Here is a 12,412-nt window from a genome sequence, read left to right as displayed (position 1 = left end):
GACTTCGCCACAGTTGGCCCTAATATAGGCGCATCTTCCCGCGCCGAAGACCTGCTAATGACAACCAGAGCCGACGAATCGCGGCTGGCTGCAGCCGCATAACGAGAGACCATCGTGCAGACCACGCTGCTCGGACTGGCGATCGCCTTCATCCTTGCGCTGCTGGCCGCGCTGGTCGGACCGTATTTCATCGACTGGAACCAGTTCCGGCCGCAATTCGAGGCCGAGGCGACCCGCATCGTGGGCGCGCCCGTGCGGGTTGGCGGCCAGCTCGATGCGCGGCTGTTGCCGACGCCGACGCTGCGGTTGCGGTCGGTGACGGTCGGGAGCGGCGCCGACGACCGCCGCCTGCGCGCCGACAAGCTCGACGTCGAGTTTGCCCTCGGCTCGCTGCTGCGCGGCGAATGGCGGGCGACTGACCTCACCGTCAATGGCCTCGATCTCGCGCTTGGTCTCGATGCCCGTGGTCAGTTCGTCTCGCCACTCGGCAATGGCGGCGCGAGCCTTGCCGCGGTCGCGGTCGACCGCCTTAGCCTGACCGGCCGGGCCGCGCTGCATGACGCCGCCAGCGGCGCGACCTTCGTGCTCGACGACATCGCCTTCAGCGGCGACGTGCGCCCGCTCGCAGGTGCGGCACGCGGCGACGGCAACGCCGTCTTTCGCGGCGTGCGCTATCCCTTCCGCCTTGTCACCGGCCGTGGCGCCGACGGCAACGGCACGCGTGTCCGTGTCACCGTCGATCCCGCCGAGCGTCCGTTCGGGGTCGATCTCGACGGTGTCGTCACGACCGCGAACCAGACGCCGCGCTTCGAAGGCGCGCTGACGCTGTCGCGGGCGATCGCGCTGCGCACCGATGGCGGCCATCGCCTGCAGACGCCGTGGAAGCTCGGTGCCCGGGTGAAGGCGGATCCGGCGGCCGCGAAGTTCGAGCAGGTCGAGGTGACGTATGGCTCCGATGACATCGGACTCAAGCTCGCGGGCAGCGCGGATCTGCGTTTCGGCGCGGCGCCGGCGTTGCGGGCGGCGCTCGCCGCGCGCCAGCTCGATGCCGACCGCCTGCTCGCCAAGGAAAGTGCGGGCACCGAGCCGACGCGCCTGATCCCCGGCCTGCGCGGCGTCGTCGCCGCCATTCCGGTGCCGCCTTTCGCCGCGCGACTCGAGGTCGAGGCCGAGACCATCATGCTTGGCGGCCGGCCGGTGCAGGGCATCGCCGCGGAACTCCATGGCGACACCGACGGCTGGATCGCTGATCGCATCGAGGCGCGTGCGCCGGGCGGTACCCAGATCACGCTCGCCGGGCGCCTGGCCCCGGGGGGCGATTTCCGGGGGGATCTCAAGGTCGAATCGTCCGATCCGGAGAATCTCGCGGCCTGGCTGCGCGGCCGCGGTGATGCCGCGCTGCGCCTGCAGGGGCCGTTGCGGCTCGCCGGCAATCTCAACGTCGCCGCGGAGCGTATCGCGCTCGAGCGTGTCACCGCCGATGTCGAGGGCTCGGCGGTCGAGGGCCGGCTGGCGCTGTCGGATGGCGCGGCGGGCAAGGGGACCGGCGGGCTGAAGCTCGAAGCCAGCCTCAAGGCGGCGCGCGCCGATCTGGATGTCGTCGCCGGCTTTGCCCGTGCCTTCGCGGGCCCGCAGGGCGAGTGGCCGGACGAGGCGCAGCTGTCGCTCGATATCGGCCGCGGCGTCGTGCAGGGCCAGGAACTCACGCCGCTGCTGCTCGACGCCAGCTACGGTCCTGCCGCGCTGACGCTGACCAGCCTCAGACTCGGCGGCGCCGGCGGGGTCGCTGTCGAGGGCAGCGGCGCGTTCGATCGCGCCGCGATCACCGGCAAGCTCGGGCTCAAGGTGCGCGGGCCATCGCTCGGCGCGCTGTCGTCATTCCTGGCGCCGGTGCTGCCGGCCGCGGTCGCGACACGGCTTGCGGCGCTGCCGCCTGGGCCGCCTGCGCCGGTCAGCGCCAGCGGCAAGCCAGGCGCGAAGCTCAAGGTCGCGCTGACGCTTGACCGGATGGACAAGGGCGACCGGGCGACCGGCGGCCGCGCCGACGCCGCGAACGTGCTGGCGACCTTCGATCTCGATACGCCACAGCTCAAGGGTACGGTGCGCGCGTCCGCGGCGCCGCCTGGCGCGGCGCTCAACCGGCTCGACAACGACGCGCTGACGCGCAGCGAGGTCAATGTCGATGGTCGGCTGAGCGCCGATCAGGGGCGCACGTTGCTGACGCTGCTCGGCCTCGAGCGCAGCATCGCCGTCGGCGACGGCGCGGCGCAGATCGAGGCCACCGCCACCGGCGCCTACAAGGCGCCGCTGCGCTTCAAGGCGAAGCTCGCCGGCGCCAATCTCGATGCGGATGCACAGGGGACCTGCGAGCCGTGGGCGGACGAGGCGAAGGCGGCGATGTCCATCGCCGCGCGCAAGCTCGATATCGCGCCGCTGTTCGATCTTCCGGCCGGGCGCGTGCCCGCGCTCGCGGTCGGGCTGTCGTCGCGCCTTGTGATCGCCGGACCGCGGTTCGGCTTCGAGGATATCGATGCCACCGTGGCCGGATCGCATGTGCGCGGCCGCCTCGCGCTGACCCGCGGCGACGAGCCGGCGTTCTCCGGCGAGCTCGGCATCGACCTGCTCGATCTCGGCGCAGCGTTCGGCCTTGCGATCGGCGCCGGCGGCCGCGGCGCCGATGAGCCGCTCGCGCGCGGTCCGCTCGCCGGCGCGCGCGGCGAACTTGGTTTTCAGGCGGTGCGCGCCGTCCTGCCCGGCGGCATCGAGCTGAAGCAGGTCGGTGGCACGCTGAAGGGCAACGGCGTGTCGCTGGCGATCGACAACCTCAAGGGCGGGCTTGGCGGCGGCAGCGCCACAGCCGACGTCACCGCCAGCACCGGCCGCGACGGGCTTGCGCTCGATGCCCATGTGCAGCTTGCCGAGGTCGATGGTGCCGCGCTCGCGTGGCGCGGTCTCACGCCGCCCGCCGGCCGCACCTCGCTGCAGATGGCGCTGGCGGCGCGCGGCCGCAGCGCCGGCGCGCTGCTCGGGGCGCTGTCCGGCAACGGCACCATCGCGATCGAGGCGGCGCGGATCGGCGGGCTCGACCCCCGTGCCTTCGACGCCGCGATCGCGGCGAGCGACACCGGGCAGGCGGCGAACGACCGGGCGCTGCGCGACGTCGTCACCGCGGCCCTGAAGGGGGCGCCGCTCGCCGTGCCGTCGGTGCAGGTGCCGTTCAGCATCCGTGACGGCAGCCTGCGGGTGATCGCGACCACGCTCGATGCCGATGGGGCGCGGGCCATCGTCTCCGGCGGCTATGACATCACCGCCGACCAGGCCGACCTGCGCGCCAGCCTGACCGCGACACGCATCGGCACCGAGACCAGCCGGCCGGAGATCCAGCTCTATGCCCATGGTCCGCCCGAGCGCCTCGACTGGACGCTCGACGTGACCTCGCTGTCGTCGTGGCTCGCGGTGCGCGCGATCGACCGCGAGACCCGCCGGCTCGATGCGATCGAGCGTGGCGAGCCGGCGCCGGCCGGGCCAGCGCCGGCATCGCCGCCCGCCGCCGCCCGGCCGCCGGCGACATTGTCGCCGACCGTGGCGCTCCCGCAGGCCCAGCCGCTGCCTCCCGCGACGCCATCGCCGCCGGCGACGGCATCGTTGCCGCGCACGATCGATCCCGTTCCCGGCGCGTTGCCCGCAACCGGTGTGCCGGTACCGGGGCGCGATCCACGACGCCAGGAGCCGAAGCCGCGTGTGCCGACGGCAGCGCCCGCTTCGCCGCCACATGCCACGCCTCCGCAGGCTGCTGCCGTGCCGCCGGCGAACGATGTGCAGCCGTTGCCGCCGCCGATCGAGATCCGCCCCGCGCCGGGCACCGTGCGTCATTCGAAGCCCGTGCCGCGCCCGCCGCTGCAGCTCGCCCCGTCCCTGCAGAACTGAACGTCGGGGCGCGCTTTTCAACCGCTGCGCGTCTGCTATAGTTCGCAGACTTCATGATTTCTTCTGTTTGGTTTTGAGAATGTATTTTGCCCGCCGACGCTCCGCTGTTTGCGTGCCGGCGTAATGATTTTCGATCTTGCCGATATTCATCTTGGATTGCCGGGGATGAATGATGAGACATCATATATTGCGTGTGTTGATTGCCGTCGCCGCCTGCTCCCTTTCCGCGATGCGTGCCGAAGCCGCGTGTGACGCACCCGCGAACTGGTTGCCGAACACGCCCGATCCCACCTATCAGGCCGTTCTGCCGCCTCACCCGCAGCCGGACTGTCCTTTCTACCAGGCAGCCTGGCAGCATTTTCTCTTCGTCATGCAGCCGGACGGCAAGAGCACGCGCTTTCTTCGGACATACTCGACGATCCCCGAGCTTTTCGGAGCAGAGCACAATTTTCAGTTCGCGCGCGAAAAAGCAGGGATCTTGAGTCTTGCTCCGCGTGTCGCGCAGCTGCCCAATGAGAAGCTTCTCAACACGCCTGGAAATCCGCCGGGAATCGATGCAGGGATCAATCAGGCCGGGCCGCTGAGAGGACTGTTGATCGATGGCAACGGCAACCCGATCTATTACGCCATTCACGTCAACGGCGTGTTCAGCGACTTCATCAAGACGAACAAGCTGACGACAAAGACGGCCCTGCTCAACGCAGATCCCGACAAAATCGAATTCGGCGAGGGGGCGATCGAGCTCAAATCCGCCTGGCAGATCGTGACGCCGGCGCTGCGTCGCGCGGACTACTTCATCACGCAGGCGCGCGTTCCGATACTGGAAGTCAAGGACGGCGACGTCGTCCCGGGGACGGGCACGCGGGACGTCGAGGTGGCCCTCATCGCCATTCATGTCGTGTTCGTGCTCAAGGGACATCCCGAGTTCATATGGGCGACCTTCGAACATGTCGGCGCCAATGGCTTGCGTGATAACGCGCCCGCGGCCGCTTCAAATGCGCCATCCGGTACAACAGTCATTTCCGCGACCGATTGGCCGCTCTACAGGGCGGGAACGCCTGCTTCCGCGGCCAATCTCCCCAACAGCGTTGCGGAGCGCTTTGCGCATTTCAATCCGGCGACCCAATCCTTCGACAAGGGAGGGGTCATTTCGACACCTGTCTATCGCATGTTTCCCGCATCCAAGTCGGATACGACGGACGAAGATGACGACATCAGCGCAGTCAACACGAGCATGACGGCGCTCTTCAAGGGCGGGACGCTCGCGCCGGAAGACGCCCGGCAGCACTATCAGCTCGTCGGCGCCATCTGGCTCGACAATCCCGCGCGGGATTTCAAATCCGGCGTCCTGTTTCAGAACGACGATGGTCAGACGACGGATTCCGCCGGCGCAATGGTGGCAGGTGAGGACCGTCTCTCCAGCACCGCGATGGAATCCTTCACGCAAGCGGCCGATCAGCGGCCGAATTGCTTCAGTTGCCACAACACCAAGCGTGTGACGGACGATCGTACCGGAGCGACGATCATTCCCGCCAAGCGGCTCAATGTCAGCCACGTCCTTTCGAAATTTTTGAGCGAGCTTCCATAAAATAAAAGATGTGATGGAGGGCATGATGGGTTTCGACCGTGTAAAAGCTATTCTCGATGAAAGCATCAGGGTCTGGCAGAGCCATCCCGGGAATGACAACCCCGCCGATCTGTCCGGGCACGGGAAGACGTTCTCCTGGGCAACGAAGGCGGCGCTTCTCGCAGCTGTCGGTCATGGAGCGCGTCTTATTCAACCCGAGGTCATCGGCAACGGTCAGGGACACCTCGCCAACCTGATCGTCGATTTGCGGACGGGCCGGAACGGGCCGGCATCACGCATGCCGCAAGGGGGGCCGTACATTCCCGATCCCCAGATCAAGGAAATCGAGGACTGGATCGATGGTGGTTGCCTCGATTGATCCCGGTTCGCGGCCCGTCGATCCGGACACATGTGGTCCACCGGCGGGGCTTGTGCGAAGCGTGGCCAGTCTCGTGATTTTAAGCGAAGTTTAACGACTCTTCCTTCGCGCAGGTCCCCTCGCCACCGCGCGAGGTCGTCGAACGGCAGGCACGCCGTACCGGCGATCGCATCCTTCATCGCGCGCTGCAAAAATTACGGCAGCCAAAATCATCAGTAGTAATGATGGTGCGACCAGACGAATTTGTCAGACTTGGCAAATGACGCTGGCGCGCCGACTGCTCGCTATTCGCGCTGCGAGACCTGAGCTTTTCAGAAGCAAAGATGCTTTAGGAGCCGTGGTATGGCGACATTCATTCCCAATCTTCGTCCGTTTGCAGCACAGGCGGTGCCGCCGCAGGCATTCGTCGATACCCCCAACTTCATCTACTCCAACTGGCTGAAGCAGTCCGGCGGCATCAATGCGCCGATCGGCAAGCTCAGCGGCCAGAGCGTCGGCATTGTCGGTGGCGGCGCCGCGGGCTGCGTCGCCGCGTTCGAGCTGCAGAAGTGCGGCGCCAAGGTGACGCTGTTCGATGCCGAGACCGCCGAGGAAGCAGCCGACAAGCGGCCGCCGGGCGGCCGTCTCTACAGCTCGCGCTACCGCGACTCCAACGGCGTCGCCACGGTCGACATCGCGGAGATGGGCGCGATGCGCTTTCCGCCGAGCGAGGAGGCGCTGTTCTACTACCTCGATGCCTTCGGCATCCAGACCACGGCGAACTTCCCCGATCCCGGCAAGCAGCCGACCTGGGTCTATTACAAGGGCCAGGGCCAGATGTGGACCAACCCTTCCGTGCCGCCCAACGGCTTCGAGCGGGTGTGGAACGGCTGGATCGCGCTGGTCAACAACGGCATCACGGTGCCGAACGGCACCGCGTTCTGGTCGTCGGTGTCCTTCAATAACACCCTGCAGGTGTCGCCGACCAATGGCACCGCGCTCGCGCAGGTGACCAATGCCTGGCAGCGCTACATCAACGAGTTCGGCAACGACAGCTTCTATACCGGCCTCGCCAAGATTTTCGGGCCGCAGCACAAGTGGCAGGTGCCGGCCGGCGCGGTGTGGAGCGCCGAGGACTTCACGCGCTTCGGCACGCTCGGCATCGGTTCCGGCGGCTTCGGCCCGTTGTACGGCATCGGCTTCAACTACATTTACCGCCTGCTCACCAATGCGCTGGAGACCGATCAGCGCTTCGTGCCGGGCGGCATCTCGCAGCTCTGCGAGCATTTCCTCGGCCGCTTCGCGTCGGCCGGCGGCGTCTACCACCCGAACACCCGCGTCGCCCATGTCAAGGTCGCCGAGCAGCAGCCGAACACGGTGACGCTGACGCTGGCCAACGGCACCAAGCAGACGTTCAACCGGGTGATCGTCGCCGCGACGACACGGGCGATGGAGATGGACCTGTCGTTGAGCGACGCACAGCCGCAGCTGCCGCCGAACCTGCAGACGACCTATCCCAATGTCGGCGAGGCGATCAACCGTATCCATGTCACGTCGTCGACCAAGCTGTTCCTGCGCACCAAGAAGTTCTGGACCAACACGCGCTTCCCGCGGAACATCCTGTCCGATACAAAGCTGCCGCAGCTCTACACGCTGGATTACGGCGATCCGCAGAGCGGCGTGGTGCTGGTCACCTACACCTGGGAGGACGACTCGACCAAGACCCAGGCGCTCGACCCGGTCGAACTACTCAACGCACTGAAGGCGGAGATCCGCACCATCACCGCGGGCACGCCGTTCTTCGACTATGCCGATCAGCTCGTGCCGTTCAGCGGCAATCTCGCACAGGACATGCGCTGTGTGGTCTGGCAGTCGACCAAGGACTACTACGGTGCCTTCACGCTGGCACAGCCGGGACAGGATCCCTACATCGACACGGTCTATCGCGACTTCGGCAAGGCCGGCTCGACCGCCGACAACCTCGTCTATATTGCCGGTGATTGCACGTCGTGGACCGGCGGCTGGGCTGATGGCGCCCTGCAATCGGGACTGAACTGCGCGGCCGGGGTGATCAGGTCGCTGGGCGGCACGTTCACCGTTTCCAACAACAACCCGATCACCGCGGTGGCGCCGCCGCGCTACAATTACTACCCATGAGCGGCACGATCTTTGTCGCGGGCATGCTCGGCGAGCCTGCGACCGGCTTCGGGGTGCAGGCGGCGGATTTTCTCGCCGCCCTGCAACGGGTGTCGTCACGCCCCGTGCGCGGTCTCGACATGACGCCGCGCATGGACGGCCGTTTTCCCGCCCAGCGCGACTGGCCCGATCGCGACGATGTCGTCATCGTCGTCGGCAGTGGACCCGGCGTCGCGATGTTCGCCGGCTGTCCGGCGCGCAAGATCTCCTTCACCGTGTGGGAATCCACCCGGCTGCCCGACGACTGGATGATTCCGCTCGCTATGGCCGACGAGGTGTGGACGCCGTCCGAGTGGGGCGCGCAGGTGCTGCGCGACAACGGCGTGGCGCCGGCGCGGGTGCACGTCGTGCCCGAAGGCGTCGACGATCTGCTGTTTCAGCCGCACGGCGAGCGTCTGCCGCTGCTCGACGGCGTCGATGGCTTCCGCTTCCTGCATGTCGGCAAGGCCGAGCCGCGTAAGGGGACGGTCGAATTGCTGGAAGCGTTCGACCGCGCCTTCGGCCGTGACGAACCGGTGGTCCTGGTGCTGGCCTGCCACAACCGCATGATCCCGGGTTTCGACACCGTGCGCTTTCTCGAAAACCTCGCGTTGCGGCGACGGCGCTGGGTGGTGCCGGTGCAGCCGCTGCCGCGGCGCCGCGACATCGCGGCGCTGTACCGCAGCTGCGACGCTTTCGTCGCGCCGTCGCGCGCCGAGGGCTGGGGCCTGCCGCCGCTCGAGGCGATGGCGAGCGGGCTGCCGACGGCGCTGACCCACTTCGCCGGCCATACCGCGTTCGCGACCGACGACAACAGCTATCCGGTGCCGTTCACGCTGGCGCCGGTGTCACCGGAGGCGCTGCCATACTTCATGCGCGGCGATGGCGACTATGGCGAATGGGCCGAGCCCGACATCGACGGCCTTGCCGAGGTGATGCGGGCAATGGTGCGCCAGCGCGACGTGCAGCATGCGCGGGCGCAGCGCCAGGCGGCGGCGATCGGCCAGCGCTGGAGCTGGACGGCCGCGGCGCTGCGCGCGTGCGACCGCATCGAGCGGTTGCTGGCGCGGCCGCAGGAGGCGCTGGCATGCTGAGCCGCGTGTCCCATTGCGGCATCTCCTATGTGCCTGACGCCTACGGCCGATCGACCCATGGCATCGTCGGGCGGCAGTCGGCGGGGCGCGAGTTTCTCAAGGCGTTCGCGGCGGCCAGGAGGGCCGAGGGTTACCGCTGCGTTGCCGCGACACCGGAGGATTTCGCCGCGTTCTGCGAGCAGATCGCCGAGTTCGGCGGCGATCCCGGCGCCGCCTATCACATCGCCATGAACGATGTCGATGCGATCGCGCGGCTCGGCACGCTTTACTGGCCGGATCCGGTGCTCGGCCGGCTCGCCTGGATGCGCCGTTCGTTGCGCGACGATGCCTACAGTCTGTGCGGCGTCACCCACACCCTGTCGGAAAGCGGGGTCGTCGCCGGCCTGCAGGATCTGCTGATCGCGCCGCTGCGGCCGTGGGATGCGCTGGTGTGCACGTCGGAGGCGGCCCGCCGCTCGGTGCAGGCGATCCTCGACGGATTCTCGGACTATCTGCAGGAACGCACCGGCGCCCGCAGCGTGATGCCGGCGCAATTGCCAGTCATTCCGCTCGGCGTCGACGCCAGCCGTTTCGAGCGCACGGCCGCGCGTGCCGCCGCCGGGCAGGTGTTGCGGCGCCAGCTCGGCATCGCCGACAGCGCGGTGGTCGGGCTCTATTTCGGCCGCTTCAATTTCCTCACCAAGGCCCATCCGACGCCGATGTTCATGGCGTTCCGCGAAGCTGCCGCCGCGGCGCCCGGCGCGGAGTTGCACCTGCTGATGACAGGCCAGTTCGTCAACCCGCTGGTCGAGGCGGAATTCCGCGACCTCGCCCGGCAGTACTGCGGCGAGGTCCAGGTGTCGTGGATCGACGGCCGCGATCCGGCGTCGTCGGACGCGAGCTGGGCGGCCGCCGACTTCTTCGTGTCGATGCCCGACAATCTGCAGGAAACCTTCGGCATGACGGTGCTGGAGGCGATGGCGGCATCGCTGCCCTGCGTGGTCAGCGACTGGAGCGGATTGCGCGAGAGCGTGATCGATGGCGAGACCGGCTATATCGTGCCGACACGCATGCCGTCGGAGCGCGAGGGCGACATGGTGCTGCATCGCGCGGCGTTCGGCGTCGAAAGCTTCGACGATTCGATCGCGGCGCTCAGCCAGGTGGTGGCGGTCGATATCGGCGTGGCGGCGCGCCGGATCGCGGCGCTGGCGGCCAGCGCCGACCTGCGCCGCCGTCTCGGCCGCGCCGGCCGGGCGCGGGCCGAGCGCGTTTATGGCTGGGGAACGATCCTTGCGCGGTATCAGGAGTTGTGGGACGAGCTGGCGGCGATCCGTCTGCATGCTGCACGGGGGGCCGGCGGCCGTCCGCCGCTCACCCAGTTCGGGCTGGCCGATCCGTTCGCCGCGTTCGGCCATTTCGCGACCGCACAGCTCACCGCGTCCTCGGTGGTGCGCTGCGCCGATCCGGCCGCCGCCGCGCGCATCGCCGGGCTGCGTGCCAACCCCTCGCACGCGATGGCGCTGCCGCTGCTGCTGGCGTCGTCCGACATGGCCCGCCTCGTCGACGCGGTCGCCCTTGCCGATGGCACCACGGTGGCCGACCTCGAGGCAGCGTTCGGGCATCTGCACCGCGGAAAGGTCGCCTTGAGCCTGCTCTGGCTGGCGAAATTCGGAGTTGTCAATATCGGGCGTTGAACGCAAAAGTTGTTTTTTCGATTGAACCTGGCGGGCCCCGGTCCTAAGATTCGTGATGCGCGGCGATGGTCCCCGGGGGGCGGGCATGTCCCGTCTGCGAGCATGAATCTTTCGCACAAGGAAACGGCGATCGTCTTCCGGATCATGCGCGAGCTGACCGCGGATCACGGTTCGTCCGAACTGCGGCAGGTGATCGGGCAGTTGCTGCTCGAATTGCTGGATGCCCAGTTCATCGCCTCCTATGTCTGGGATCCGGAGCATCGCTGCTTCGTCGATCGTGTCTCCATCAACATGGACGACGGCAACCTCGGCAACTACGAGCGCTACTTCCAGTTTCGCGATCCGATCACGCCTGCGCTGCAGCGCCGGCGCACCGCGACCTGCGTTTCGCAGGTCATCGACCGCGGACGCTTCGAGCGCACCGAGTTCTTCAACGACTTCCTGACGCGCGACGGCCTGCACTACGGCATCAACTTCTATGCCTATGCCGGCGGCCACAACATCGGCGACCTGCGGATCTGGCGGGGCAAGGACAAGGAGGACTTCACGCGGCGCGACGTCGAGATCCTCGACGCCATCGGCACGGCCTTCACCCAGGCCCTGTTGCAGCGCCGCCTGACCGAGCTGCCGAACGGCCAGATCGACGTCTCCGCCCGTGTCGAGCGCTGCGGCCAGTCGGTGGCGCTGACGCCGCGCCAGAAGGAGATCGCCGCGGCGATCGTGCGCGGCTGCACCGACCGCACCATCGCCGATCAGCTCTGCATCTCGCTGCCGACCGTGCGCACCCATGTGCAGAGCATCTACCAGAAGTTCGGCGTGTCGAGCCGGACGCAACTGGCGCGGATGATGCTGTTCAACTGACAGGCGCGCTGCGCTCATTCAAAGTGACCAGCCTTCAGACGTTCGATCCGGACGCGCTCGCGTGGCGAGACGCGGCAGACCACGGTGGCGGCGAATGCGATGAAGGCCGTGGGTTCACCATTTCGTGGCGAAGCGGGCGGCGCCGGCTCGCGACCCGGCTGCCGGCGGCCGAAACCGTGCAGCGCCGGCAGCAGGACTGCCGGATCGCCATGCAGCAGGCGGCGCTCGTCGAGACGAAAGCGCGTCGGGCCGAGCCAGGTGACCACGGTGGTGCCGGTGCGGATGTCGAAATCGTCGGCGGCGAGTGAGGTCTGCCCCAGCACAGTGCGAAGGATATCGGGCATGTCGATGCGCTGCGGCCGTCCGTGCCGGATGGCGTAGAGCCGAAGCGCGAGGACGTGCCGTTCGATCCGGAACGTCACCGCAACCCGGTGCGCATCCGGCGACCAGCTTGCCCGATACGACTGCCCGCCGTGATCGAAGGTCTCGTCCGGCCCGATCCCCGGCAGCGGGATCGGCTTGCGGCGGCCGTGGGCCGTGGTCAGGTATAGATGAAAATCATCGGCGCTGTCCTCGCCCTTGCCATGGGCGGCGATGGTCATGCGCCCGCCCGGCGCGCGGCCGTCGATGACTGCTGCATACTCCCGGGGGCCGTAAGTATAGGCGGTCGTGGCCTCGCCCGGCTGGATCGCGGTGGCGAGCAGCAGGACGGCCGCGGCGCAGGATCGAAGACGGCGGGGCATGGCGTCTTGCCTGG

8 protein-coding genes are annotated in these 12,412 nt (G+C 67.9%); 7 read left to right on the top strand and 1 reads right to left on the bottom strand.

Annotated features, from left to right (window positions below; all coding sequences use genetic code 11):
• Positions 1 to 114: 114 nt before the first annotated feature.
• The 7 genes from JQ639_RS14055 to JQ639_RS14025 all read left to right on the top strand — a co-directional run bounded on the left by JQ639_RS14055 (position 115) and on the right by JQ639_RS14025 (position 11,655).
• The gene (locus JQ639_RS14055; protein ID WP_211967124.1) at positions 115 to 3,927 is read left to right on the top strand and encodes an AsmA family protein; all 3,813 of its coding nucleotides are present in this window, start codon (positions 115 to 117) and stop codon (positions 3,925 to 3,927) included.
• A gap of 187 nt (positions 3,928 to 4,114) precedes the next feature.
• Positions 4,115 to 5,515, top strand: a complete 1,401-nt coding sequence (locus JQ639_RS14050) for a hypothetical protein (protein WP_211967125.1) — start codon at positions 4,115 to 4,117, stop codon at positions 5,513 to 5,515.
• 25 nt (positions 5,516 to 5,540) lie between these two features.
• Entirely contained in the window at positions 5,541 to 5,873 is a 333-nt protein-coding gene (locus tag JQ639_RS14045) for a hypothetical protein (protein ID WP_211967126.1), read from the top strand.
• A gap of 342 nt (positions 5,874 to 6,215) precedes the next feature.
• On the top strand, positions 6,216 to 8,009 hold the full coding sequence (locus JQ639_RS14040; RefSeq protein WP_211967127.1) for a flavin monoamine oxidase family protein: 1,794 nt from the start codon (positions 6,216 to 6,218) through the stop codon (positions 8,007 to 8,009).
• Entirely contained in the window at positions 8,006 to 9,121 is a 1,116-nt protein-coding gene (locus JQ639_RS14035; RefSeq protein ID WP_211967128.1) for a glycosyltransferase, read from the top strand. Before JQ639_RS14040 ends, JQ639_RS14035 begins: the two co-directional genes overlap by 4 nt.
• Positions 9,115 to 10,794, top strand: a complete 1,680-nt coding sequence (locus JQ639_RS14030) for a glycosyltransferase (RefSeq protein WP_211967129.1) — start codon at positions 9,115 to 9,117, stop codon at positions 10,792 to 10,794. The genes JQ639_RS14035 and JQ639_RS14030 overlap by 7 nt, the downstream gene beginning before the upstream one ends.
• A gap of 102 nt (positions 10,795 to 10,896) precedes the next feature.
• Complete coding sequence (locus JQ639_RS14025) at positions 10,897 to 11,655, top strand: helix-turn-helix transcriptional regulator (RefSeq protein ID WP_211967130.1); 759 nt, start codon at positions 10,897 to 10,899, stop codon at positions 11,653 to 11,655.
• Between the two features lie 14 nt (positions 11,656 to 11,669).
• Here JQ639_RS14025 and JQ639_RS14020 read toward each other — a convergent pair whose 3' ends face one another.
• Complete coding sequence (locus JQ639_RS14020) at positions 11,670 to 12,398, bottom strand: hypothetical protein (RefSeq protein ID WP_211967131.1); 729 nt, start codon at positions 12,396 to 12,398, stop codon at positions 11,670 to 11,672.
• Positions 12,399 to 12,412: the final 14 nt, after the last annotated feature.

It is taken from the genome of Bradyrhizobium sp. U87765 SZCCT0048, from assembly GCF_018131225.1.
Taxonomy (GTDB): domain Bacteria; phylum Pseudomonadota; class Alphaproteobacteria; order Rhizobiales; family Xanthobacteraceae; genus Bradyrhizobium_A.
The sequence above is the reverse complement of the archived record's forward strand: the minus strand, read 5'-3'. Positions and strand labels throughout refer to the sequence as shown.